This window comes from Exiguobacterium sp. s160 (assembly GCF_018617575.1).
GTDB lineage: Bacteria > Bacillota > Bacilli > Exiguobacteriales > Exiguobacteriaceae > Exiguobacterium > Exiguobacterium aestuarii_A.
In genome coordinates, this window is sequence record NZ_JACSKK010000001.1 from 303,496 (window position 1) to 329,480 (window position 25,985).

A 25,985-nucleotide genomic window follows, 5' to 3' on the forward strand; every position below is an offset into this window, starting at 1 on the left:
TCAGACTTTTACTTTTCATGACTAGTTTACCTTCTTACAGAGTGAATGATTTGGATGTACTTAGCGATATATGAGAGCTGAAAATGATATAAATAATTCTTTAGAAAATATATTTTTATTGATAAAAATAAGATAGTCATTGCATAAATTGCATTTTATAATAAAAATTGGCACACATAGCCAATATCATTACAGAGTGGAGAATAATGAATGTTAATCATGATCGGTCTGCTACGTTCGGTAGCGACAATATTCCTTGTTATTAATCCGATTCATCCGACACCGCTCGAGACAGCGAAATATTTTTCGTCAGTCGACCGGAGTGCAGATAGCTGGGAAAGTGCTGACTTTTTTGAAACGCTTGGAAGCGATTTGCAGGTTGAAATGGAGCGAACCGTTCACTACACAGAGCGGACGACATATTGGTCAGAACTCCAGATTGAAGGTGAGGCGTTTGAAGGGTATTCAAACATGTTGTTTGAAAAACCGTTTAAAGGGACGATTTTACATATGCGATGGGGACAAGATATTCCCGACGTTAAAGGAAAAGTGATTGTGTTACCGACGACCGAGTTTTCTTATGATAACGGCGAAGATGCCTATACGGTCGATTACACTGGAGAGGTGTTAAATGACCGAGAAGCGAACGCTTATTTGTCATCACTTGCTTCAAAAGGGGCTGCTGGGTACATCATCACACCGTATGAAGATGACTCATTGGATGTGGGTTACTTGATTACGTCATCATATTTGCCACTAGACGGTACAGGGATAGACTCGGAAACGGCAGAACAGCTGAGAGATGGACAAAAGGTGAGGATTGAGCCTTACCGCGAAGAGATCCCATATGTCGAATTTATCCAAACGGGTAAGTCAGACCAGGAAATCATCATCATGTCACGACTTGATTCTACATGGCACGGCGCACATTATTTATCGACCGTCGGCCCGTCAACAGTCTTATATCACCTGATGCAGGTGATGGATGATGAGTTGCCTGAGTACACGATTCGATACGTCTTCTTGAACGGAAATGGTAATTCAAGAGAGGCGAGTGACGATTTCCTTGAACGGATAGCGGGACAAAAAGAAAAAGTGGAAACGGTCATCATGCTTGATATTCTTGGAACTGGTGACGGTCCACTATATGTTCGAACGAAAGGGATGAAATCATATCCAATTCTTGAACAGTCTCCTTTCGATGAATTAACAGTTCGTTCGTTGGGAAGTTCTCCGGGTGATGCTTACGATGAGGCTGGACTTCCATATATTATGCTAAGTGATTCATTAGAAGGAAGTTGGCATGTGTTTACGGAGAAGGACACACTCGAGCGTCTGACGAAAGACGGTTTATCCGATGCTGTCAACTGGCTTCACGCTTGGTTAACTGATTGATTACCTACCATATGTCGCTGTCCGATGTGACGCCGACATATTTTTTTGGTCGTTCGTTTCGGGTATGATAGAAGTGGAGGCGATACGATGAAACAAGAGATGACGATTACGACAGCGTATGGAACAATTGCAGGAACTTTTCTTTCGCATGAGGAGCCTCGGGCGACTATTGTCATGTTGAGTGGGAGTGGGCCAAGTGACCGTGACGGAAATATGGGTGGCGTCGGCTTTAATACGTACGGGAAGTTAGCTGAGGCGCTATACGATCATGGCTATAACGTCTTTCGGTATGACAAACAAGGAATCGGGAAGTCGGATGGTGACTTCAATAAGGTCGGGTTACATGATTTGATTAACGATGCGATTCTAGTCGTGCGGACGATTCGACAACTCGCAGATGTGAATCATCTTTATATACTCGGTCATAGTGAAGGGGCAGTCCTTGCGCCAGCTGTACAATTGGAGACGAAATCCGATGGACTCATTTTATTGTCAGGGTTCCATGAGTCATCGAAACAGATGTTTTTATATCAGGCAGACGCCTTAGCAAAGGACGTCGAACGTGTCAAAGGATTAAAAGGCATGTTTTACCGGGTGACAGGGGTGGCGAAAAAGGTGAGACAGCGGCAGGATGACTTGCTCGAGCGATCTTTACGCACGAACGTCTCCGCTTTTAAATATAGAGGACAAGTCGTGAACGCAAAATGGATTCGCGAACATGCCTCGTATGACGTACGGGAGCGGTTAGAACTTGTCACCGTTCCAGTCCTTGCGATTACAGGGGGACGTGACGTACAAGTCCCACCGGAGCACGTCCATATGATTCAGACGAAAGGGGAGGTTACGTCCTCTATCATCGATGACATGAATCACCTACTCGTGAAGCGAGATTCACCGCATTCTCTTCTGACGCTTCATAAAGAATACCGCGAGGCGATCGATGAACCAATTCATCCAAAACTCGTGCAAGAAGTGGTGGAATGGTTAAGAAAACAGTCATAAACATACAAAACGGTCATTAAATGACCGTTTTTTATGTTATAATTGTGACATATTGATTGAATATGAATGTTTTTGAATGATTTTAGTTGTTTTTATAATGAAAACGCTTTATATTAGACGTATGGAGGGAACAAGATGTTAACGAAACAACGACATCAGTTGATATTACAACGCTTATCTGAGCAGAAAGTCGTCAAATTGAAAGAGTTGGTTGATTTGACGGATTCATCCGAGTCGACGATTCGTCGTGATTTGACGGATCTCGAAGCGGAAGGATATCTGGCAAGGGTGCACGGGGGAGCGACACTCATCGCGACTCCTGACGAAGAACCGACATTTGAAGAGAAACGAGATCGTTTCGTCGATGAAAAAGTTGCGATTGCACGGAAGGCCGCAACATTCATTGAAGATGGGATGTCGATCTATTTAGATGCCGGGACAACGACTCAAGCGATGGTACCGTTTTTAGAAGGAAAGAACATTGTCGTCGTCACGAACAGTCTACCGATAGCGAATGAATTATTTGATCTTGATATTAAGACGTTTGTGATAGGCGGAGAATTGAAACGGTCGACTCAAGCGCTCGTCGGATACAATGCACGCGAGAGCATGATGAATTATCGAGTTGACCTCGCTTTCCTCGGAATGAACGGAATCGACCTTGACGCAGGCTACACGACACCGGACCCAGAAGAAGCGCTTGTCAAAAAGACGGCAATTGAATTGGCACAGACGTCATACGTGCTCGCGGACGCATCGAAAATCGGGAAACGAACGTTCAGCCGAGTCGCCACGTTAGACGCTGCGCAATTGATCACATCAAGCGATGCATCAATGAGTTCCATCCAAACAATAACAAAGGTGGTGAATGCGAAATGATTTACACGTTAACACTCAACCCTTCTATTGATTACTATGTGACATTACCAGAAGTAAATTTAGGAGAAGTAAACAGAATCGAAGAAACGACCGAACGAGCAGGTGGAAAAGGGATCAACGTTTCAATCGTACTTCGAGAATATGAAAAAGAAACGAAAGCGCTTGGCTTTATCGGTGGAACGACAGGTGATTTCATCAAAAAGTCGCTCGTCGACCATGGCGTGCACACGGATTTTGTTGAAGTGAACGGAAATACCCGAATCAACGTCAAGATTCGTGCAAAAGAAGAGACCGAATTGAACGCGAGCGGACCGAACATCACGGATGGTGAACTCGAACAATTAAAAGCCAAGTTCGACCAAGTCGATGAAGGTGACATCGTCGTTCTTGCAGGAAGTATCCCAAGCAATTTACCGGACTCGTTGTACCGGAGAATCGCTGAATCGATTCGCGAAAAAGGTGCCGACTTCGTCGTCGATACGACGAAAGACGCCATGCTTGAAGTCCTTTCGCTCGAACCGTTGATGATCAAACCGAACCATCACGAGTTAGGCGAACTGTTCGATACAGAGATCGAGACGTTTGAGGACGCTCTTCCTTATGCGGAGCAGCTCGTCGAACGTGGCGCGAAAAACGTCATCATTTCGTTTGCAGGAGATGGAGCACTACTCGTCAACAAGGACGGTGCGGTCACGGCAAACACACCAGTCGGGAAACTCGTCAACTCAGTCGGTGCCGGAGACTCACTCGTTGCCGGATTTGTCGCAAACGTCAAAGAAAAAGGCGAGCAGGAGGCGTTCCGCTACGCTGTCACAACAGGTAGTGCGTCCGCATATACATTTGGTCTTTGTTCAAAAGAAGATATTGATCGATTGATCGATCAAGTACAACTCACACCACTCAAACGAATGGAGGAAACAACATGAAAATCACGGACTTGCTTCAACGCGATACGATTCAATTGAATCTTCGTGCTAGCTCTAAGCGTGAGGTCATCGAAGAACTCGTCGATGTCCTCGACCGTGCCGGCAAACTATCTGACCGCGATGGATATCGTGACGCCATCTTAAAACGTGAAAGCGAGAGCACGACTGGACTCGGAGAAGGGATTGCCATCCCTCACGCGAAAACGAGTGCTGTCCAAACACCAGCAATCGCCTTCGGACGCTCAGAAGGAGTCGATTACGAAGCGTTGGACGGTCAACCAAGCCGCCTTTTCTTCATGATTGCGGCAGGGGAGAACGCGAATAACGAACACCTTGAAACGCTCTCTAAATTATCGGTTTACTTGATGGACCCAGCATTCCAAGAGCGCCTCTATGCAGCGACTTCTGAAAGCGATGTCATCCGTGCCATCGAAGAGAAGGAAGCGGCAGAAGAGAAGCCAGAAGTCGTCAAACCGACGAACGAAGATGCTCCGTTCATCTTAGCGGTCACGGCTTGTCCGACAGGAATCGCCCATACGTATATGGCAGCCGACAGCTTGAAACAAAAAGCGGAAGCGATGGGCGTCGATATTAAAGTCGAAACGAACGGTTCTACTGGAGTGAAGAATGAGCTTACACGGGCAGACATCGACCGTGCGACAGCTATCATCGTCGCAGCGGACAAAGCCGTGGAAATGGAGCGTTTCGCCGGAAAACGTGTCATCGAAGTACCGGTCGCACAAGGGATCCGGAAACCGGAAGAACTGATCAATCGTGCCGTCAATCAAGATGCACCGGTATATGAAGCTTCCAAAACGTCTGGTGCACCAAAAGAACAACGTACAGGTGTCTATAAGCACTTGATGAGCGGTGTATCTGCGATGCTACCACTTGTCGTCGCAGGTGGTCTCTTGATCGCAATTAGTTTCTTCTGGGGCATCAACTCTGCTAACCCGGATGATCCATCTTACAATGAATTCGCAGCACAGTTGATGACAATCGGTGGAGCAGCATTCGGCTTCCTCGTTCCGATTCTTGCAGGTTTCATCGCGATGTCGATTGCCGATCGTCCAGGTCTCGCACCAGGTCTCGTCGCAGGGGTACTCGCAAGTCAAGGGAACGCTGGATTCCTCGGTGGTCTCATTGCCGGTTTCTTGGCAGGTTACGTTGTCCTCTTCTTGAAAAAGGCACTCGCGAAATTGCCTGCTTCGCTTGAAGGAATCAAGCCAGTTCTTTTGTATCCGTTACTCGGATCGTTTATCTCAGGTATGATTATGTTGCTTGTCGTCAATGAACCGATCGCAGCACTTATGACATGGTTGATGGATACGTTGAACAGCATGAGTGGAGCGAATGCGATCCTTCTCGGTGTCATCGTTGGAGGAATGATGGCAGTCGATATGGGTGGTCCGATCAACAAGACAGCATACGTGTTTGGTACGGCAGCTCTCACAGCAGGAAACCAAGAAGTCATGGCAGCCGTCATGGCGGGTGGAATGGTACCACCAATCCTTGTCGCACTTGCATCAACCGTATTTGCTCGCCAGAAATTCTCGAAACAAGAGCGTGAAGCTGGTAAGACTGCGTACATCATGGGTGCTTCATTCATCACCGAAGCGGCCATTCCGTTCGCTGCTGCTGACCCAATTCGCGTCCTACCATCTGCCATCCTCGGTTCTGCAATCGCAGGTGGATTGTCAGCATTCTTCGCGATTCAATTACCGGCCCCACACGGTGGAATCTTCGTCTTCCCACTTCTTGAAGGTGCTGGAAATGTCGCGATGAGCATGGGACTCTATGCTGTTGCGATCTTGACAGGTGCCCTCGTCGGTGCATTGCTCCTTTCATTCTTGAAGAAGCCGTTGACGACATCTACACCAGTGCAATCAAAAGAAGTCGCATAACCCGAGAGAGTCGTTGCCTCAGTAGAGGTGGCGGCTCTTTTTTTGTAGTAGAAGAACGATGAAAATTCACATAATCTCGGATTGCAAGTTGGAGATTTGTGGTAAACTATTTGTAAAGCTTCGGGTTAGGAGGGGGTCACATTGGACATTCGAGTCGCCAAACCAGATGATGTGTATGGGATTGCGAGAGTGCGTGTGAACGGATGGCGTACGACCTATCGGGGGATCGTACCGACTGAGTATTTATTGAAAGTTTCGTCCGGTTCCATCGAATGGGCAGAACGATTGCGGACAGCGCTTCGCCGGCAGGAAGTCGCCGGCTTTGTGGCGATTGTGGATGATGAGATTGTGGGCTTCGTCCTTTACGGAGAAGAGCGTACGGGTGAGTATCCAGACCATACGAACGAAGTGTATGCCATTTATATTTTGGAAAATCATCAAGGGAACGGAATCGGGTCCGCTCTCCTTGAACATGCCGTCCAATCGATGTGCGAGGCGGGACTTTTGATTTGGGCGCTTGAGATGAACCCATTCCGCACATTTTATGAGCGGAAACAAGGGCAGGTCATCGACCAAAAGGATCGGGAATTTGGTGAATTGTTACTCCGTGAAGTGGCGTACGGTTGGGAAACGACCCGTCATGATTCGATTATGGGTGCCTAAGCTTAGTGACTGTAGGAATGTTCTACGGTCTTTTTTTGTGCCGATCGGAGCTTTTTTCTTGGACGATGAAGTCTACTTTTTAGCAACAATCGTGAACTCCCATGGTATATTTTCACCGTTCCACCCTCTATGCTCATCAAACTGTTGCAATGTGAATCCGACTGAAATCACTGAATTGATGATGTTACTCAATGTATGGTGACTTAAACATACAGATGGGAAGTCATGTTGTTCATCTGGAGAAAAAAATTGCCTATAGGAAATGTCGTCTTGAAAAGGTTCGCGGTTAAAATACTTAGGGATGTAGACGAATTCAGGAGTGATGCATGTTTTTCTCGGGTGATTGTCACTTAAGATGAGTTCTGCCAACCTTTAAGATGGAATACAAAACATCCATCAATTGAGCGAGGTCGTCGAAGTAATGTAAGATTCCTCCCTCTAAATAGAGAAGGTCGAAATGATGTTGATACTTTTTCATATCGAGATCAAGAATATCACCAACGACATATTTAATCGCAGTGTTGGAACAATCGGCTAGTTCTAGTGCATATCGTTTATTTTCCTCTGATAGGTCAAATATCGTCACCTCTGCCCCTAGGATAGAGAGCGGTACGGCTTTTCTTCCATTGGAACCACAGATGTTTGCGATGTTCAATCCTTCGACGTTATCAAAATACTTGCTGTGTTTCTTCAAGCTGGCCCGAGGATCTTTCAAAATCTCGATTGATTTTTCAGATGGAGTTCCGTCTCGTTTACACCAAAATTCATAGGCGCGATATTCCCAAGCCTGCTTGTTTTTTGACTTTGTTTATTCATAGCGATCTCCCTTCCTTTTCCCTAGTATCGATTCGTCGAGAAAGCCATCAAACAATTTTAGCACTATAATGGAAGTATATATAATAATTTTACATTGATATATTGTCAATAAATCTATGTCTAGTAAGGACGAATCTGGATAAATTTAAATGTAAAAGTGAGGTTAGGGAGAATGATTAAAGGAATTTACGAGGCCCACTTGCCGGTGAGTGATCTAACTGAATCAATTCGATTTTATGAGAAACTAGGTTTAGAGTTGGCATTACAAAATGAGAAATTGGCCTTCTTTTGGATTATAAAAGGGGAGAGCTGGATTGGACTATGGAAATCTGGTCAAGTCAATTTACCGTATCATCCATCAATCCGCCACATCGCTTTTCGAATAGAGGAGCAAGATTTAAAATCGATCAAAGCGTGGCTTGAAGATCGGGGAATTGAAATTCGCACTGCCTTTAAGATGACACCGGAACAGCAACCTTTAGTTCTTCCGAATGTCCCATTTGAACATGCGGCCATTTACTTTGAGGACCCGGACGGAAATTCGATTGAACTCATCACGTTTATTGGAACGAACGCAGAAGAAATGGCTAGCATAGTTCCATACAAAGATTGGATTGGGAAATAACGAGTCTACATAAATGATTCGAACAAAGGAGAGAACATATGTTATTTCATTTTCATGTATGGACACCACACGTCGAAGAAACTGAGAAATTCTATGCGGGTCTAGGATTTCAAGTAACCCAACGAATCGGTAAAAAGGATGGGGAATTTAAGTCATTCGATCCACCACTCAAATGGGATGATTTTAGAGAGCAGTCCATTCGTTTTAGGATCATTGAAATGAAGCGAGGAGCGACAAATATCACATTTGGTTACGGGAAGAAAGTGATGTTTGATCATATTGGTTTTTTAGTATCAGAAGAGGAAAAAGTGAATGTGATAGAACGAGCAGAACAAATAGGATTGACGGTTCAATCAAATGAACGAAGAACGTTCATCCATACACCTTACGGATTTCGAATCGAGCTGCAACAGCATTTAGATGCTGTTCAATCACGTTCTGAGAATCGTATTCATCGATTGAATATGGAAACGAAAACGGCAGGTCTTGAAGATGTATTGCAACAATTATTCAATTGTCCTGTCCCGCAAATCGTTGTAACTGAATCGGATCACACACAGTTAACGCATGTTAACCTGATGAGTGATAGTGCGATCAGTTCAACTGATCCGAACGGTATTCAAATCATCCTATCAGAATGATTAATAGATGAAAATTTTTAAAGGGGGCAGAGAAAATGATAGATTTTGAGCAAGAAATTCAAAAGATACAAACTATGGCACAATCGCCAAAGAAGCTGTTCCTTGCAATCCGTGCCGCCAGAGAATTAGTTCGAGAGTACCCAGACGAATTCATCGCCTGGACGACTCTCATTAGTGCTGAAATGGATACGCCGGAAGAAGACTATGAAAGTGCCTCCAAACACTTATTCGAAGCATTTGATAAGTTTCCGGAGCATACGATTTTCTTCGCCCTCGGCGTATATCTTGAATCAACTTTCGTCTATCCAGTATATGACGAAACAAAGATCGAAGAGATCAAGTCTATGCTGAATAAAATGGATGCTAAATCAAAAGGGATCCTCTACTATTCAATGGCTAATCTACATCAATTCGAACGTCCAGATCAGTATGAACCGTACCTGTTAAAAGCGATTGAGGAGTACCCAGAATTTCCTCGTTACTATCTTGATCTTGGACTTTACTATATCTCAAACGAGAATATTGAAAAGGGAAAGCAGTATGTAAAAGAAGGTTTGCTAAGAGTAAAAGAGTGTTTCAATGAAGCATCGCCCCTAGAATTTGAAATTTCTTTATATACGTTTATCGATGAAGAAATCGGTGGACTTTATATGTTAGATGAGTTTTACAAGGAATATAAAGAAATGTCCTTATGAATCAATTAAAAATAGTGTTGTTCCATAATATAAACTCTTCTATACTGAATTGAACAAAAATTCCAAATGAAGGGTTGGGGAAAGATGGAACATAGGAATATCTGTATCAAGATAAGTGGAGCCGCTCTGGCTGGTGATGGAACGGATAATTTTGACGAAATGAGCCTCAGCCTGATAGCAGAAGAAATATTGTCACTCGCAAATAGCGGGGTTGAAGTGTGTGTCATGGTCGGCGGGGGAAATCTCTTCCGAGGGAATCAAGCAGAAACGTGGGGGATCAATCGAGTGGAAGCTGACAGCATCGGGACGCTCGGGACAGTCATGAACTCATTGATGCTGCGTGGCATCTTGAAACGTGATGCCAATCGAGAAGTACGCGTCATGACGTCGATTCCAATGCCAAGCGTTGCCGAGCCATACATTCAACTTCGGGCCATCAATCACTTGAAAAAAGGGTATGTCGTCATTTTCGCAGGCGGTAACGGTCAACCGTTCGTCTCTTCAGACTACCCGGCTGTTCAGCGTGCCATCGAAGTGGGATGCGATGCCCTGTTTGTGGCCAAGAACGGTGTCTCCGGCGTATTTGACCGAGACCCTCGGTTGGACTCGGAGGCGCGTCAATACGAAACCCTACACTATAACGACGTCATCGCTCATGATTTGAAAGTGATGGATCAATCGGCATTACTTCTTGCAAGAGACCACGGTTTGCCGATTCACTTGTTCGACTTCAAAGAACGGAACGCCATTCATCGGATTCTCCAAGGAGAGATCATTGGAACGATGATTCATCACCATGACACGCAACTTTTGCAGAATTGAGGGGACGATATGTATGAAGTAACAGATGGTCACGTCGTCGGGACAAACGGAATACCTGTCTCGTATTCGTTCCTGCAGCCTGATTCGTCATCCGATACGCTCGTGATGTTGTTACCCGGATACGGATATACAAATGATTCCCCGATGTTTCGCTATACGACAGCGTTATGTTTAGAGAATGGATTGAATGTTCTTGAAGTCAACTACAATTATCGGGATGAGCGGTATGATTCAGTCGATGTATCAGTGGCGATTGTTGACGATGTTCGTCTCGTCATCGACCAAGTGCTACAATCCCATTCTATTAATGAATACATAATCATCGGAAAATCGCTCGGTACGATGGCGATGGCAAGTGAGCTTACCCGAAACGTGTTTCATGATGCCAAACTGGTTTGGTTGACACCGTTGTTGAAACAAGACGACATATACGAAGCAATCCTGTCCCATAAAGGTAAACAGCTCGTGCTTATGGGAACGGCGGACCAACATTATATAGATGAGAGAATGAAGCATCTTGAACATCTGGACTTGACCGAACTCGAGATTGTCGAACAGATGAATCATAGTCTCGAGTATACAGGAGATACATATGGGTCACTAACGTTACTCGAATCACTGCTTCGAACAGTAGAAAAATTCATTCAATTAAAATGAGGAGATGACACGCGTCATCTCCTCATTTATTTATAATTGTTCAACGACCGTTTTCGGGTCTACTCGTTCTGTATAGTCAGCGGGCACATCACTGAATGAAATCATACCATTTGGTTGAATGATGAACGTCGCTGGCTTCGGGAGTTGCCAGTCCTCATTGCCGTTATGTGCATCGACGTGAAGACCAGACGCCTCATAAATCTCAATCAAATAATCCGGCATATCAAAGACGAGATCGAATTGGCGTGCGACTTGATTATCCACGTCGCTTAACACGTAAAAATCAAGCTCATTTTTCTCTTTCGTAGATAGTGAGTAATCCGGAGTCTCCGGGCTGATTGCCACGAGCGTCGCACCCTTTTCCTCAATTTGTGCCAATTCTCGCTGATACGCTCGGAGTTCGAGGTTACAGTATGGGCACCATCCACCGCGATAAAACGTGACGATGACAGGTCCTTTTTCAAGAAGTGTTTTCAAACCGACTTCTGTCCCATCCGCATGAGGCAATTCAAACAGCGGAGCTTGATCCCCGACTGCTAAACCGGTAGCCACCCCTGATTCTTTCAATTCTTGTGTCGCCTGCGCCATCAAACGTTGTTTTTCGGCTGGCGCTTTTTGCTTAAATTGATTTTTATACGCTTTGATTTCTTCCAATAATGTATTCATGTTTTTACCCCCTTTTCCGATATGTTAACTTAATACATTTCGGATTACGAATAAAATGATTTGCCGTTATGTTCTGAATAAAGTGAAACTCCATTTCAGCTTCCGAAAAATAATTTTCGAATAATTCAATCAATGATTAACATCTATTTTTCCTAACCGATATTGTAAGTAACCCAAGGAGGATTCGGTACCCCATACCGATGCTTCTTGAACATTCTATTCGGGGTAAGGAGATGTTTTATGAGACAGAAACGTACCATCAGCATCAAACAAAAATTAATTGTCTTATCAGTTCTATTACTACTCATTCCAGCAACATTGATCGGGGTCGTCGCTTATACGCAGGCGAAACAAAAAATCGAGTCACAAATGATCCAGTCTGCCAATTCGGGGGTAGACCGGATGAATAATGAAGTGACGAATTTGATTGCTCCGATTCAGACGGACATTTCATTCTTCTCCAATCGGATTGATGCATCCATCTATGAAGAAGGTGAAGACAATCAAGCGTTAGCAGAAAAGTTCACGGAATACTTAGACACACACCCTAAAGTGACAAATATTTATTTTGCCTCAGCGGAAGGTACGATGACGATCTATCCTGAGCAAGAATTGCCGGAAGGATACGATCCACGGACTCGTCCTTGGTATGAGGCGGCAGAAGCGAGTGATCAAGACGTCGCCATCACGAATCCATACGTAGACGCCGCTTCTCAAAAAATGATGATCACGGTCTCTAAAAAGACGGCAGATGGTCGCGGGGTCGTGGCGGTTGATGTGGACGTGAATGATATTGCAGAAGTCGCAAAGAATATTCAAATCGGTGAAGAAGGATATGTGGCTATCTTCGATGAGGCCAGACAAGTCGTCATTCATCCATCGATTGCTGTCGGAGAGAAATCAGAAGAGTCATCGATGGAATCTGTTTTTGCAACAGATGAGGGAATCCTGTCCGCTGAAGAGAATGGAGAGGGTGTCGAAAAAGCGTTCGTGACGAACCCGCTCACAAGGTGGAAAATCACAGGGACCCTATACGATGGTGAAATTCAAGACGAGACTGTCGGCATCCTTTGGACGACCGTGTTCGTCATTATCGGTATGTTCGGTGTGGCGGCTATTCTTCTATATTTCGTTCTCCGGTCGATTTTGCGTCCGTTACGTCTATTAACCGAGGGGGCAGAACGGATTAAGTCCGGCGATTTGACTGAACCGATCCCTGTCTTATCGAACGATGAAATCGGTCGCGTCTCAGAGAGTTTCAATGAGATGAGTGCCTCACTACGGATGCTTTTACTTCGTCTCGACGATTCAATTAGTCAAGTCGCGGCATCTTCGCAGGAATTGATGGCGAACTCCGCACATAATTCCGCTTCGTCAGAACAGATTGCTCGTGCGGTCGACCAGATGGCGGTCAGTGCCGATGGTTCAAAACGTCAGCTCGATGACAACGCGACGTCACTCCAGGCCATCACGTCCGGAATCATGCGCATCTCAGAGAGCTCGATGGACGTGTCTGAACTATCACGTGAGACGTCAAATGAAGCAGAAGATGGGTCAACGACCGTGCGAGAGAACGTTAAACAGATGCAGGCGATCGATGCATCGGTCGTCACGTTTGAAGGTGTCATCCAATCGTTGGCACATCGTTCAAGTGAGATTGGAGAAATCGTCTCGGTCATCAACGGGATTGCAGAACAGACGAACCTGCTCGCTTTGAACGCAGCGATTGAAGCGGCACGTGCCGGTGAGAACGGGAAAGGGTTCGCCGTCGTGGCGAGTGAGGTCCGAAAGCTTGCGGAACAGTCCCAACAGTCGACGAAACAAATTGCGGCATTGATTGACCGCATCAAACAGGAGACGGAACAATCCGTCCATCTGATGCAAGAAGTATCCACTCATACGAAAGCCGGTCTCATTTCTTCAGAAATGACGGCAGATCGATTTGAGAAAATCAAAGAGCGAACGGTCGCGATGACACCGCGAATCGAAGATGTGACGGCAACAGTCGAGGAGATTGCGGCAAACGTCCAAGAAGTAGCGGCGACCGCATCCCAAATTGCTGACATCGCCGACGAGAACTCAAGTGTCTCCAAACAAGTCGCAGCGACGACAGACGACCAGTTGAAATCGATTGAAGAAGTGTCACAATCAGCGAAGGCGCTCGCGACGATGGCAGAAGAACTACAAGACCTCGTCTCACGATTCAAACTATAAAATGAAATAGAAGCAGAGCGCCGAGCTCTGCTTCTTTCGTTATAAAATCGGGCTGAGGAGTCGTGAGACACCCTCCCGAGCACGTACTGTCCATTTCCGCTTTTCATAGTCTTCCATCGTATACGTCCGACTGACCGCCGTGTCTGTCTCAAACAGGGAAACGAGTTCGAGAGCGACGCGTTCGTCGTAAATGACTGCGTTCACTTCAAAGTTGAGACGGAAGCTTCGGGCATCCAAATTCGTGGTTCCGACCGTCGCAATCTCATCATCGACGACAAGCGTCTTCGCGTGGAGGAAACCTTCATCATACAGATAGACGTTTGCCCCATAATCGAGCAACTCTCCAAGGAAGGAGAGCGATGCCCACATGACGAACGGGTGGTCCGGTTTTCCTGGAATCATGATGTCCATCTGAACGCCGGAGTTGAGTGCCATTTTACATGCATCCATAAAACTCGTGTCGGGTATGAAATAAGGGGTTTGGATGACGACCCGTCTTTTCGCCGACATGATCATTTTAATCATCATATTTTTTAAATGTTCGGTATCCGAGTTCGGACCGCTCGTGACGATTTGCATCGGCGAATTGTCTTTAATCTCATGTCTCGCAAAGCAGAACGTATTCTCCGGGTCATGCTTGCGGTGACCTGAGTAATTCCAGTCTAGGATGAAGCGGTGTTGGAGATTGTAGACGACGTCTCCTTCGACACGTAAATGGGTATCGCGCCAATAACCGAACTTCTCAACAAGTCCGAGGTATTCGGTCCCGACATTAAATCCACCGACATATCCGATTTTCCCATCGATGATGACGACTTTTCGGTGATTGCGGTTGTTCAACTTAAAATTGATCATCCCAAGTGTTGGTGGGAAGAAGACACGTACTTCCCCATCGTTCGCAATTAATTCTTTGAAGTCTGAGTTCCGAAGACTACGAGAACCGACCGCGTCGTAAAGAAGCCGTACTTTGACACCCGCTTTCGCTCGTTCAATCAATTCCTTTAAAAGAGCTTGTCCGAGAGCATCACGCTGGATGATATAGTACTGAATATTGATTTCGGTTTCAGCGGAGCGAATATCATCCATCAACGCTTTAAACTTTTGTTCGCCGTCATGTAAGATGAGGGAACGGTTATGTACACTAATCAAAGATTTTGAAGAGCGCAAATTCATTTGAAGCAGTTGGTCATACTTTTCGAACAGTGGCTGCGCAAGTTGCGTCTGACGTGTGTGAATCTGTTCGAGCTGTGCTTCCACTTGTAGCGAATGAAAAGAGCGTTCTTCCACACTCAAATTGTAGAAGTTATCCTTTTTGAGTTGTCGTCCGAGGAACAGGTAAATGATAAAACCGAGCACCGGCAAGAAAAATAGGACAAGCAACCAGGCCCAGGTCGCGCCAACGTCACGTCTTTCGGCAAAAATGACGGCAAGTGCGAACAATAAGTTTAACCCGAGGACGATATATAGCCCCCAACTGAAAATAATGGACCAATCCAACAACATACACCCCTTAAAAATCGATTTGTAGCTTAATCATACATCAAATGCGGGAATAGGTTGCTATCAAATGAAATGGGGGGAGAAGACAATGAACATGGAAGTCGTATGGAAGCAAGGCATGGCGTTTGAAACGCATACGCCATCGGGGCACACGGTGACACTTGATGCGTCCGAGGACGTGGGCGGTCTCGACACGGGACCTCGTCCGACGGAGATGTTGATTCACGCCACCGCGTCTTGCACGGGGATCGATATCGTCTCCATTCTGCATAAGATGCGTCAACCGTTAGAATCGTTCGAAATGAAGATTGATGGGGTTCGGGCAATCGATCATCCGAAACGCTTTACAGCCATTCACATCTTGTATATTCTGAAAGGCGACATGTCAGAAGAGCGAGTGCGACGTGCGATTGAACTATCTGTTGAACGCTATTGTTCTGTTTCACATAGTCTCAACGCGACTTTATCCTACAGCTATCAATTAAACGATGGCGAGGTCACACCGTTCGAACTTCAACAGTGAGCAAGATGGTTGAAAGGCAATGTGTTCTCCGTTATATTTGTATTTCAAATACTGTATAACTAAAGGAGGACGTTATGATTCGACTCGCGACGAAGCGCGATGCCAACAACATCGCGAACCTAATCGAACAACGAGCCGTAGCGCTAAATGAACAAGGAAGCGACCAATGGACCGAATATTTGGAACAGGACCTCGTAGAGCGTGTGCGCACTGACATTGCAGAAGGAAGTGTATATGTCTTTGAAGATGACCAACAAATTTTAGCTTCAATCGCTTTGTTGCCCCCGGATGACTGGGATGACAACTTATGGGATGACAGTGAGCGTGGACAATATATCCATCGAATCGTCGTCAGCGAAAAGCTGAAAGGTCGTGGCGTCGGTCAGCAGCTCATGGAGCACGTGCTAGAGGAAGCCGATGAAGATGAACCAATCCGTCTAGATTGTGTCGCTGACAATGAATTTCTAAATAGTTATTATCCACGTTTTGGTTTCGTTTTTGTCGATTCACGAAACGGGTACAATACGTTCGAATACAGATTAGATGAGAGCATGAGTGCATAAGGGTCTTTGGACCCTTTTTTTGATACAATGATAAAAGCGAAAAGGAGGAGTTTTCATGATTAAAACCATTTTGGTAGGGTTCGGCTTTTCAGCGAACACATTCCATTTGCCGTTTTTAAAGGCAATTGACACTTTTGAAGTGAGCGGGGTCGTGTCATCCCGTCCGGATGAAGTAAAGGCTGAATTACCAGATGCCAAGGTGTATGCGACATTAGACGAGGCGCTTCAAACAGATGCTTCTTTGTATGTCATCACGACACCATCGCATTTACATAAAGAGATGATTGTTGCCTGCCTCAAAGCTGGGAAAGATGTGTTGGTTGAAAAACCAGCCTTCCTGACAATTGAGGAAGGATTTGAGTTGATGGAACTTGAAGCGACGTCGGAAGGCATCGTCAATGTCTATCAAAACCGTCGTTATGACGGTGATTTCCTAACGATTCGGTCATTGCTCGACTCAAATGTGTTAGGGGAGTGGAAAGTGATTGAATCCCGATTTGATCGTTTCCGACCGAATGTACGGGATCGTTGGCGTGAAAATGCAGGCCCGGGATCAGGGATTTTGTTTGACTTAGGAAGTCATCTCATCGATCAGACCCTCGCCCTGTTCGGGAAACCTGACAAGGTTCAAGCGGATGTGATGATTCAACGAGAGGGTGGACAGTCTGACGACGGATTCTATGTGACATTCTATTATGGAGAGAAGCGAGTGTATCTTCGCTCGAATCCATTCATCGCTGGCGAAACTCCGCGGTTCGAAGTCCATGGAACGAAAGGTAGCTTCGTGAAGTTCGGACTCGACCCTCAGGAAGAGGCACTGAAGCAAGGACAGTTTACGAGTGACGTGTTAGAGACTGGGATCTTGTCGACGGATGAGGTCGAAACGATTCAAGTCGAGAAAGGTGACTATTTGATGTATTATCATCAGTTAGCCGAAAGCTATCAGACACGACAACCTGTCGTTTCATTAAAGGATGCGACACTCACGACGCAAATGATCGAACTCGCTCGACAATCGTCTGAGACGGGGCAAGTGATGTCAGTAGATTGATTTCCATAAGATTTCTATAAGAACGAATTCGCCTGAGTGCGAGTTTGTTCTTTTTTAACTAAATCAGGCGAGAATTCTCCCTCCTCTAAGCGTCTCGGGGCGTAGCCCAGCGTAGGCGGGAGATGAATCGCCCGGTCCAAAACTCTTCTCTCCCTGTGACAGATATAACGAACAAAAGTTCGTGATTCCGTCAGATTCTCCCTCCCCCTCCGCGGGTATCGGATGAGGCAGACACATCACAATCTTCTGGAGGAAGGAGGGACGGACATGCTGAAAGGCTACACATACAGGCTCCACCCGACGCCGGCACAGGCCGATTTCCTGGTCCGGACGATCGGCTGCACACGCTTCATCTACAACAAGCTGCTCGAGGACCGGATCGCCATCCGCGAGGAGGCGAAGGCGGGGAGCGGAACGAGACGGAAACCGGCGACACCCGCATCCTACAAGCCCCTGTTCCCGTTCCTCGCCGAGGCGGACAGCCTCGCGCTCGCGAACGCGAAGCTGAACCTCGACACCGCGTTCGCGAAGTTCTTCGCCGGGACGGGCGGCTTCCCGGTGTTCAAATCGAGACGGCGGTCGCGCGCCTCCTACACGACGAACAATCAACATGGCACGATCCGCATCGAGGCGGGCAAGGTCCGTCTGCCGAAGGTCGGGTTCGTGCGCTTCACCCAACATCGCCCGTTCGAGGGCGTCATCCGGTCGGCGACGGTCTCGATGACGAGGACGGGCAAGTTCTTTGTCTCCATCCTCGTCAAACAGGACGATGCACCATGGATCCCAGCCGAGCACAAAATCGGGATCGACCTCGGCCTGGAACATTTCGCCGTCATGACGAACGACGCGATGGTATCGGAGAAAATCGAAAACCCACGTTTCCTTCGTAAGTCCGAGGCGAAGGTCAAGAAGGCGCAACGGGCGCTGTCACGAAAGAAGATCGGGAGCAAGAATCGTGAAAAAGCCAAATTACTTGTGGCCAAGAAACATGAAAAGATTGCCAACCAACGCAAGGACTTCCTTCACAAACTGTCGAGACGGATCGTTGACGAGAACCAAGTCATCGTCGTGGAGACATTGAAATCGAGCAACATAATGAAGAACCGACGCTTAGCCAAATCGGTTGGCGATGTCAGTTGGTACGAGTTCGTCCGTCAACTCGAATACAAATCAAACTTCTACGGACGGACACTCATCAAGGCAGACCCCTGGTACGCATCCACTCAAATCTGCTCCACTTGCGGAGTAAAGGGCGAGAAGAAGGCGATGGATGTCCGTGAATGGACGTGTGTCTGTGGCGCGCATCATGACCGAGACATCAACGCGAGTATCAACCTATTGATGTTGGCCGACTGACAATCCTTCAGGGCAGGGACTGCCCGACGAGCTTGGTAAACAACCGTGGCTAATAAGAGCACGGTCTTCCCAAGAAGCCCCCACTTCAATTTGCGAAGCAAATAAGTGGCGAGTAGTTCACTGAAAATTAAAAGAGAACTATCGATGTTTATTTAGTGAATGATATTTAACAGTCATTGATTGTTAACAACAAAAAGTTAATTTTTTCATTGGTGTAATAATCCTCAAATGGGAAAAGTGGTTATGGAAATCACTTACTTAAAAGGGGATGAAATGATGGAATTCAAAATCATTAAAGACCGTTTGGAATGGGAGAAATGGTTAGATTTGATATCTTGTGATGTATATGATCATTTTGATTATATCAATGCGAACTGTGAATATAACGATAGGCAAGAAATGTTTGTCGCTGCCACATCGAAAGGAATGTTGGTTTATCCTTACATTCGACGACGTATTAATCAAAATTACGATGATCTTGTGACAGCTTACGGGTATGGTGGTCCGTTCCGAGTAGGAGAGTTCACGGACGATGAAGTAATGATTGCCCGCCAACATTTTGTTGCGCTTGAGGAGAATGATAGAACGGTAACTGAAACGATTCGCTATCATCCACTTAGGATGGATCATGCCATTATGAAAGCGTTTGGGAAGGCGGTCCCCGTTCGACAGACGGTGCACGTTCAACTGAATGAACCGTTTGAAAAATTGACCGAACGATTCCATAAAATGACGAAGCGAAATGTGAAACGAGCAATTCGTGAACAGTTGACTGTCGTGCGTGGTGACGCCTCGGATATTCATACGTTCATGCATCTATATGAGGCGACCATGAATCGCAGGAGTGCGATTGACGACTATTATTATCCCGATTCTTATTTCAATAATTTGATGACAAGTGAATCATTCGAATCCGAGTTTCTATTTGCTGTATTTGAAAATACTGTGATTGCAGGAGTTTTAGTACTGTACGGAGACGATGGAGCAAACTATCATCTGGGAGGTTCTCTGAAAGAATACTTACCTCTTCGTCCGAATCATTTCTTATTTAGTGAAATGATTCGTCGAGCAAGGGAAAAAGGAAAAACGCATTTGCATCTTGGTGGAGGTGCAACGGGACAGGACGCACTCTTTAAATTTAAATTGAGTTTTTCTGGAGATGAACCACTTCCTTACTACATTGGTCAATGTATTTTTAACGAGGAGATTTATCAACAATTGAATACCATTCATATACAACAGCACGGACTGTCTGATTACTTCCCTATCTATAGAACACCAGTGAGAATTGAAACTACACTTACTAAAACAAAATAAAAAATCGATGCCGCCGAACGAATTGTTCAAGCGTGCATCGATTTTTTTATGCGGCATCTTCTTCTGTTGATTCAACTTTTTCCGTATGTCGGACAATCGAGAAGTTTTTAAAGAGTCGACTTCCAATCAATCCGAATCCGATTCCAAGGATGAATAAAACAACAGCTGTCAGTGTGACGGTCTGCCAGTCGTTAAAACCATACATGACGAGTAGACCAGGAATACCCGCAGCCGACCCGGGGGCATCATTAATCATACCGGTCATCGCCACAATCAATCCTGCGATTGCACCCCCTACAAAGTTCACACTATAGATGGGGATTGGATTCGCCGAGATGAGGTCGGCCTGTGTCAACGGTTCAATGGCTACAGAAAGCTGGTCTTTTTTCGTACCGATTTTCAGTTGACGGAACAACAGGTAGTTCATCGAAATGGATGCAGTCAACGCGAGAGCGGCAATCGCCATCGGCACACCTGTCAATCCGAGCATCGCTGTCAAAGCCATTGAGCTGAGAGGTGACGTCGACACGACAGTAACGATTCCACCGAGAACGAGTCCCATGACGACCGGGTTTTGCGTCGCGGCGAGTTCGATGACTGCACCGATTTGTGCAAGTGTATTTGAAACCAGTGGGTCCACGCCAGTAGCGACAAGACGTGCGAGCGGTGCCATCACGATGACGTAGAAAATCATATCGACACCTGTCGGAAGATAGCGATTGATTCGTGTGCCAGCCAGAGCCAAGATATATCCTGCGAAAAATCCAGGAAGAATCCCGAAACCAGATACGGATAACCCGATCATTAAACTATAAACGGGATTGATTCCGAGTGCGATGGCGACGAGTGCCGCGGCAGCAGGACCAGATAATGAACCGGCTGCCTGCCCGACTTCTTCATATAAAGGGAGTGGCAGTAATCCGCCGATGGCATAAGCGTTGAATGCTTCGACGAGGAAGCTTGCGATTGCCGCACCTGCCAATGCGCCCATCGCTTTCATTCCGAATGGCGCCTTGTAACTGAAAAGTGTGAACAAGGCGAGGATGAGCAGTAAAAGTGCAATTCCTTGAATAATGACCATAAACTCTTCCTTCTTTCTAACTATCTGTATTCATTCATAATTTCTTCTATATTCAATGATTGAAAGGCTTCTGTAAAGCCATTTTCATCAGAAAAATCAAAATTGATTCATGATACCGTTTACATGAAGAAACAAAAAATCATGGGAGCGTTTTCTTTGAAAAATGACATCAATTATACAAGTTTGGACGTGTCGAGCCGCATCAGATTGGGAACAGATAGGGGATAGATGTTTCATAAAGTATTGGTCGAGGAGGAAGGAACATGCAGAACGAAAACAGGGAATGGCATGCGCTCGAGGTAGACGAGGTTCAGTCCCACGTGGAGACTGATGTGGAATCAGGTCTCTCGAAGCAAACGGTCACTAATCGTCAGGAGGAGTTCGGAAAAAACGTCCTACCTGAAAAGGAGAAGACGCCTGAAATCATAAAATTTTTAAGACAGTTCAATGATATTCTCGTTTATGTTCTTTTAGGAGCGGCAGTTGTCACCGGTTTCCTTGGCGAATACATCGATACGATTGTCATCGTCTTGGTTGTGACGGTCATCGGAGTTGTCGGTTATCTTCAAGAGAATAAAGCGGAAGAAGCACTAGAAGGAATCAAAAAGTTGCTTGAGACGAAAGCGACCGTCATTCGCGATGGTAAACAATCCGAGATTGATTCAAGTGATCTCGTCGTCGGAGATATTCTCGTGCTTGCTGCCGGCGACAAAGTACCAGCCGACGCAAGGGTCATTCAAGCGGAAAAATTTAAAGTGGAAGAATCCGCATTGACCGGTGAGGCCACAACGGTCGAGAAAAAACCAGACATCGTTAAAGAAGAGGCCGTGCTCGCAGATCGCAAGAACATGGTCTATTCAGGAACGAGTGTGGCGACGGGAAGTGCGAAAGCCATTGTGACGGCAATCGGAGAAGGTACGGAACTTGGTCAAATCAATGCGTCGATTTCAGAAGTACAAACCGTGAAGACGCCACTGATTCGTCAGACGACAAAGTTTGGACAGACGGTCTCCATCGCTATCCTAATTATCTCTGTCATTATTTATGCATTCGGTTATTTCTTACGAGATTATGAACCAGTCGAACTCATGTTAACGACGATTGGTCTAGCAGTCGCGGCCATTCCGGAAGGATTACCAGCTGTCATTTCGATTATCTTGGCGCTCGGGGTCCGAAATATGGCTGAACAAAAAGCAATTGTTCGAAGTTTGCCATCTGTTGAGACGTTAGGTGCAGTCTCGGTCATCTGTACCGATAAGACCGGAACGTTGACGAAAAACGAGATGACCGTCAAACAAATCGTGACGGCGAAACATGACATTGAGGTGTCAGGGAGCGGGTATGCACCGAACGGAGACTTAGAATTGAACGGTCAACCGTTTGACTTGGATGACGATGAGTCAATGATTGACCTATTAACTGTTGGGAAGACGTGTAACGATGCACAGTTGAACAAAGAAGATGGAGAATGGGTCATCAACGGAGATCCGACTGAAGCTTGTTTATTAACTGTCGCTGAGAAAGCAGAGCGCCCGATTGAGCGTCTTAAAGTCATCTCTAAAATCCCATTTGATTCAGAGTACAAATACATGGCGACGCTCGTTGAATATAAAGACGAGCGCATGATCTTCGTGAAAGGGGCTCCGGATCGCTTATTTGATATGGCGGCAACAGACGGATTCAAACAAGAATATTGGGATGAAAAACGAAAAGAGATTGCCGACCGCGGTCAGCGTGTCCTCGGTGCTGGATTAAAACGTGTCGACAGTTCAAAACAATCGATTGATTATGAGGACGTTGAAGATGGTCTGACTTTCCTCGGTTTGTTTGGTATCGTCGATCCGCCACGTCAAGAGGCGATTGACGCAGTCGCCGCGTGTCGCGATGCTGGGATCCGAATTAAAATGATCACGGGTGACCATAAGGATACGGCTGTCGCCATCGCAAAAGAACTCGGTATGGAAGTGGAAGGTGCGCTAGAGGGTCGAGAGCTGACAGACATGTCTGATGAAGAAATCAAAGAAGCGTCGGTTCATAATGACGTATTCGCCCGAACGAGTCCGAACGATAAACTTCGTCTCGTGAAAGGGTTACAAGAGAATGGATTGATCACCTCGATGACCGGAGACGGTGTGAACGATGCACCAGCCTTAAAACGTGCCGATATAGGGGTCGCAATGGGGATCAAAGGGACGGAAGTCGCAAAAGAAGCCTCTCAAATGGTTCTTGTCGATGATAACTTCAAAACCATCTATAACGCCGTCCGTGAAGGTCGACGTGTCTATGACAACTTGAAGAAAACGATTCTCTTCCTACTCCCTACGAACGGTGGACAGGCGTTACTCGTTGCGATGAGTATTTTACTCGGGGCAGCAGCTCCACTCAGCCCAGTTCAAATCTTATGGGTCAACATGGTCGTCGCGATTACGCTTTCATTGGCGATTGCCTTTGAACCACTTGAAGAGAGTACGATGAAGCGTCCTCCACGACCGGCGAACGTACCACTTCTCAGTCGCTATTACATCTTCCGTGTCACGTTCGTGTCGATATTAATCGGGGGAGGTAGTTTATGGATCAACTACATGCTCGGAGATTTCGATTACTCGACCGAGAAATTACAGACCATTACTTTAAATGCGATTGTCATGGCACAGTTGTTCCACTTATATAACTGTCGCACTGAGTTGGTTCCGGCGTTCAATCGTCGTTTCTTCGACAATAAAATCGCGTTCCTCGTATCTGGACTGCTCATCGCCCTACAATTGTTCATCACGTATGTTCCGTTCATGCATACGCTATTCGGGACCGCTCCACTTACGTGGGAAGATTGGATTTATCCAGTGGCATTTGGAGCCGTCGTATTTATCATCGTAGAGATTGAGAAAGCCATCTCAAGACGAGTGATTGGGAATCAAAATATACACTGATACGTTTCATCTATAAACAAAACGGATAAACAAATGGAGTAACGATGAAGGAGGGATACGATGAAACGAGACGAATCACAACCAGGGGTACATCCAGATCCAATTCCGGATGATGAATCAAACCCGGCACAAAAACCGGCTCCGACCCAACACCCTGATCCAGATCCCGATGAAGAATCGGATGAATAAAGGGATTAACTTGTAAGACAAAACCTCCTCGTCGATTAGACAAGGAGGTTTTTCGTGTCGAGGTTACTTTTTCGTTTTTGAGGAACGGCTGTTTTGTAGACGATTAATCTTCTTTTCATCCATATGTTCTGTGATGACGAAGTCACCGACAGGGCATTCCCACTTTCCTTTTGCGACAACACATTCACGCAACGTCACTTGATCATCATACAGATCAAGCTCTAGCGTTTCTTTTAAAAATTGATCTACTTTTGGATTTGGCACTTTTACATATTCATTCAAGACAAGTTCTTCATTCTTAACAGTCACATAAGAGGTGACTTGAAAATAGCGCATGCGATAATCTCCTTTAATTACAAAACTACTAACTAGTATAACGGTTCATGAGTCAAAACGGGATATCAATGTTTCATCTCGGCCCGCTCACGTTTTGGTGGTGCCTCGTTAAACGGTTTTTGATGCCGGATCATGAGCCAGAATATCAAGCCAAATAGGGGAATGTATGGAAGAGGCCAAAGGCTCATCTTATAACGCTTCGCATCACGATTCATTAACGTGATCTGAATAAATGCCAATAAAAAGAAATCGACGGTCATCGTTCGGACGAACTGATTGTTCTCCACATACGACCAATATTCTGCTACATTCCCTGTATTTGCGGCGGCGATAAACAATCCGATTGTCACCAGCAACAATACGACACCAAGGATACGTGTCGGAAGCGGTTTAACGGGAGTTGGATAAGGGGATTGTCTCGCGAAAGCCAAATAGGGAGCGAGTAAGAAGCCTCCTACGAAGAAACTACTAATTGCCGCAAACAGCGGATTTGGCTTCAATTGGTTCACTTCTGACCAAAGCAGCGGGAACATGGCTAATGGAAATACACCTAGAATACTGAATAAGGAAAGAGAGTAGCCTTCGTAAGCATCTGTATTATACGTCACAAAATCAAGTAAGAATCGCCCGTCAAACGGTACGTTTGGACCAAAAATAGCAAAAGCAATGGCCATACCCCATGGAATCAATAAAAATTTTCTCGTCATACGAACACCTCACCCAATGATAGTCATAATAGTAGTATACCCTCTTTTGGAAACACGAAAAAATGAGAAGATGCGATGGCGCATGTTCTCATTTATTTTCACGTGCATACATTTTAATCATCGTGACAAGTTGTTGCGTTTCTTCCATTTTGGCATCAAGCAAAATACCATAATCGTATAATGAACCTAATTGACTGCGATGTCTGACATGTCCAATCAACTCAATAGGTTGAAGAGTCGGAACGAGATCGAGGACGAAGTGGACCTGCAAATCATCGGATAGTGGGAAAAGATAATCGGATCGCAATTTCAGTCCATGTGAACTCACATTCAATAGAAGTCCTTCTCCATCATAAAGTTCCTTCTCTTCCCAAACGAGTCGATATGGGATAGTGCGGGGATTCGGTAGAATATAGCGAAAAGTTTCTTGTCTGCGATAACGCATCAATTCACCCCATTTCTCTACTCCCTATATCGGACATTTACAATTCGAAATGAAGTGGAAATGTGTATAATTTTTAGATAAGCTC

General features: G+C 45.7%; 26 protein-coding genes. 19 read left to right on the forward strand and 7 right to left on the reverse strand.

Going from position 1 to position 25,985, the window contains the following annotated elements; all coding sequences use genetic code 11:
- Window positions 1-210: 210 nt before the first annotated feature.
- The 6 genes from KNO86_RS01570 to KNO86_RS01595 all read left to right on the forward strand — a co-directional run bounded on the left by KNO86_RS01570 (window position 211) and on the right by KNO86_RS01595 (window position 6,769).
- On the forward strand, window positions 211-1,395 hold the full coding sequence (locus KNO86_RS01570) for a zinc-binding metallopeptidase family protein (protein ID WP_214692138.1): 1,185 nt from the start codon (window positions 211-213) through the stop codon (window positions 1,393-1,395).
- Between the two features lie 87 nt (window positions 1,396-1,482).
- Window positions 1,483-2,397: an alpha/beta hydrolase gene (locus KNO86_RS01575; protein WP_214692141.1), complete on the forward strand. Its 915-nt coding sequence runs from the start codon at window positions 1,483-1,485 to the stop codon at window positions 2,395-2,397.
- Window positions 2,398-2,532: 135 nt separating this feature from the next.
- The gene (locus tag KNO86_RS01580) at window positions 2,533-3,276 is read left to right on the forward strand and encodes a DeoR/GlpR family DNA-binding transcription regulator (protein WP_214692149.1); all 744 of its coding nucleotides are present in this window, start codon (window positions 2,533-2,535) and stop codon (window positions 3,274-3,276) included.
- Entirely contained in the window at window positions 3,273-4,202 is a 930-nt protein-coding gene (pfkB, locus tag KNO86_RS01585; protein ID WP_214692151.1) for a 1-phosphofructokinase, read from the forward strand. Before KNO86_RS01580 ends, pfkB begins: the two co-directional genes overlap by 4 nt.
- Window positions 4,199-6,106 (forward strand): PTS fructose transporter subunit IIABC, encoded by a 1,908-nt coding sequence (locus tag KNO86_RS01590; protein WP_214692152.1) that lies wholly within the window; start codon window positions 4,199-4,201, stop codon window positions 6,104-6,106. Before pfkB ends, KNO86_RS01590 begins: the two co-directional genes overlap by 4 nt.
- 141 nt (window positions 6,107-6,247) lie before the next feature.
- Complete coding sequence (locus KNO86_RS01595) at window positions 6,248-6,769, forward strand: GNAT family N-acetyltransferase (protein ID WP_214692154.1); 522 nt, start codon at window positions 6,248-6,250, stop codon at window positions 6,767-6,769.
- A 346-nt stretch (window positions 6,770-7,115) separates the two neighbouring features.
- Here the strand turns inward: KNO86_RS01595 and KNO86_RS14660 are convergent, their stop codons facing one another.
- Window positions 7,116-7,355, reverse strand: coding sequence for a class I SAM-dependent methyltransferase (locus KNO86_RS14660; RefSeq protein ID WP_353047409.1), 240 nt, complete (start codon window positions 7,353-7,355; stop codon window positions 7,116-7,118).
- A 402-nt stretch (window positions 7,356-7,757) separates the two neighbouring features.
- Here KNO86_RS14660 and KNO86_RS01605 point away from each other — a divergent pair, with 402 nt between their 5' ends.
- The 5 genes from KNO86_RS01605 to KNO86_RS01625 all read left to right on the forward strand — a co-directional run bounded on the left by KNO86_RS01605 (window position 7,758) and on the right by KNO86_RS01625 (window position 11,025).
- On the forward strand, window positions 7,758-8,210 hold the full coding sequence (locus KNO86_RS01605; RefSeq protein ID WP_214692156.1) for a VOC family protein: 453 nt from the start codon (window positions 7,758-7,760) through the stop codon (window positions 8,208-8,210).
- A gap of 38 nt (window positions 8,211-8,248) precedes the next feature.
- Window positions 8,249-8,851, forward strand: coding sequence for a VOC family protein (locus KNO86_RS01610; protein WP_214692158.1), 603 nt, complete (start codon window positions 8,249-8,251; stop codon window positions 8,849-8,851).
- Between the two features lie 35 nt (window positions 8,852-8,886).
- Window positions 8,887-9,546, forward strand: coding sequence for a tetratricopeptide repeat protein (locus KNO86_RS01615; RefSeq protein WP_214692160.1), 660 nt, complete (start codon window positions 8,887-8,889; stop codon window positions 9,544-9,546).
- An 84-nt stretch (window positions 9,547-9,630) separates the two neighbouring features.
- Window positions 9,631-10,368: a UMP kinase gene (gene pyrH / locus KNO86_RS01620; protein WP_214692169.1), complete on the forward strand. Its 738-nt coding sequence runs from the start codon at window positions 9,631-9,633 to the stop codon at window positions 10,366-10,368.
- A 9-nt stretch (window positions 10,369-10,377) separates the two neighbouring features.
- A complete protein-coding gene (locus tag KNO86_RS01625; RefSeq protein WP_214692171.1) occupies window positions 10,378-11,025 on the forward strand; it encodes an alpha/beta family hydrolase in 648 nt (215 codons plus the stop codon).
- Window positions 11,026-11,055: 30 nt separating this feature from the next.
- On the opposite strand, the gene KNO86_RS01630 is transcribed toward KNO86_RS01625, so the two are convergent.
- Window positions 11,056-11,691 (reverse strand): peroxiredoxin-like family protein, encoded by a 636-nt coding sequence (locus tag KNO86_RS01630; RefSeq protein WP_214692173.1) that lies wholly within the window; start codon window positions 11,689-11,691, stop codon window positions 11,056-11,058.
- Between the two features lie 240 nt (window positions 11,692-11,931).
- On the opposite strand from KNO86_RS01630, the gene KNO86_RS01635 reads away from it, so the two are divergent.
- Window positions 11,932-13,905 carry a methyl-accepting chemotaxis protein gene (locus KNO86_RS01635; protein ID WP_214692175.1) on the forward strand — a complete coding sequence of 658 codons (1,974 nt, stop codon included), beginning with the start codon at window positions 11,932-11,934 and terminating at the stop codon, window positions 13,903-13,905.
- Between the two features lie 39 nt (window positions 13,906-13,944).
- Here KNO86_RS01635 and cls read toward each other — a convergent pair whose 3' ends face one another.
- The gene (gene cls, locus KNO86_RS01640; protein ID WP_483297460.1) at window positions 13,945-15,408 is read right to left on the reverse strand and encodes a cardiolipin synthase; all 1,464 of its coding nucleotides are present in this window, start codon (window positions 15,406-15,408) and stop codon (window positions 13,945-13,947) included.
- An 85-nt stretch (window positions 15,409-15,493) separates the two neighbouring features.
- Here cls and KNO86_RS01645 point away from each other — a divergent pair, with 85 nt between their 5' ends.
- From KNO86_RS01645 to KNO86_RS01665, 5 genes are all read left to right on the forward strand, one after another.
- On the forward strand, window positions 15,494-15,928 hold the full coding sequence (locus KNO86_RS01645) for an OsmC family protein (protein ID WP_214692179.1): 435 nt from the start codon (window positions 15,494-15,496) through the stop codon (window positions 15,926-15,928).
- 74 nt (window positions 15,929-16,002) lie between these two features.
- Window positions 16,003-16,491: a GNAT family N-acetyltransferase gene (locus tag KNO86_RS01650; protein WP_074034518.1), complete on the forward strand. Its 489-nt coding sequence runs from the start codon at window positions 16,003-16,005 to the stop codon at window positions 16,489-16,491.
- 55 nt (window positions 16,492-16,546) lie between these two features.
- Window positions 16,547-17,542, forward strand: coding sequence for a Gfo/Idh/MocA family oxidoreductase (locus KNO86_RS01655; RefSeq protein ID WP_214692181.1), 996 nt, complete (start codon window positions 16,547-16,549; stop codon window positions 17,540-17,542).
- 267 nt (window positions 17,543-17,809) lie between these two features.
- The gene (gene tnpB, locus KNO86_RS01660) at window positions 17,810-18,898 is read left to right on the forward strand and encodes an IS200/IS605 family element RNA-guided endonuclease TnpB (protein ID WP_214692183.1); all 1,089 of its coding nucleotides are present in this window, start codon (window positions 17,810-17,812) and stop codon (window positions 18,896-18,898) included.
- A 276-nt stretch (window positions 18,899-19,174) separates the two neighbouring features.
- Window positions 19,175-20,215 carry a lipid II:glycine glycyltransferase FemX gene (locus KNO86_RS01665; RefSeq protein ID WP_214692185.1) on the forward strand — a complete coding sequence of 347 codons (1,041 nt, stop codon included), beginning with the start codon at window positions 19,175-19,177 and terminating at the stop codon, window positions 20,213-20,215.
- Between the two features lie 46 nt (window positions 20,216-20,261).
- Here KNO86_RS01665 and KNO86_RS01670 read toward each other — a convergent pair whose 3' ends face one another.
- The gene (locus KNO86_RS01670) at window positions 20,262-21,296 is read right to left on the reverse strand and encodes a PTS sugar transporter subunit IIC (protein ID WP_214692186.1); all 1,035 of its coding nucleotides are present in this window, start codon (window positions 21,294-21,296) and stop codon (window positions 20,262-20,264) included.
- A 263-nt stretch (window positions 21,297-21,559) separates the two neighbouring features.
- Between KNO86_RS01670 and KNO86_RS01675 the strand changes: the two genes are divergently transcribed.
- Window positions 21,560-24,223, forward strand: coding sequence for a cation-transporting P-type ATPase (locus KNO86_RS01675; RefSeq protein ID WP_214692188.1), 2,664 nt, complete (start codon window positions 21,560-21,562; stop codon window positions 24,221-24,223).
- Window positions 24,224-24,283: 60 nt separating this feature from the next.
- On the forward strand, window positions 24,284-24,412 hold the full coding sequence (locus KNO86_RS14730; RefSeq protein WP_256441151.1) for a hypothetical protein: 129 nt from the start codon (window positions 24,284-24,286) through the stop codon (window positions 24,410-24,412).
- Between the two features lie 63 nt (window positions 24,413-24,475).
- On the opposite strand, the gene KNO86_RS01680 is transcribed toward KNO86_RS14730, so the two are convergent.
- The 3 genes from KNO86_RS01680 to KNO86_RS01690 form a co-directional block, all read right to left on the reverse strand.
- A complete protein-coding gene (locus tag KNO86_RS01680; RefSeq protein WP_214692190.1) occupies window positions 24,476-24,748 on the reverse strand; it encodes a hypothetical protein in 273 nt (90 codons plus the stop codon).
- 65 nt (window positions 24,749-24,813) lie between these two features.
- Window positions 24,814-25,455 (reverse strand): hypothetical protein, encoded by a 642-nt coding sequence (locus KNO86_RS01685; RefSeq protein WP_214692192.1) that lies wholly within the window; start codon window positions 25,453-25,455, stop codon window positions 24,814-24,816.
- A gap of 88 nt (window positions 25,456-25,543) precedes the next feature.
- A complete protein-coding gene (locus KNO86_RS01690) occupies window positions 25,544-25,900 on the reverse strand; it encodes a PilZ domain-containing protein (protein WP_214692194.1) in 357 nt (118 codons plus the stop codon).
- Window positions 25,901-25,985 lie beyond the last annotated feature (85 nt).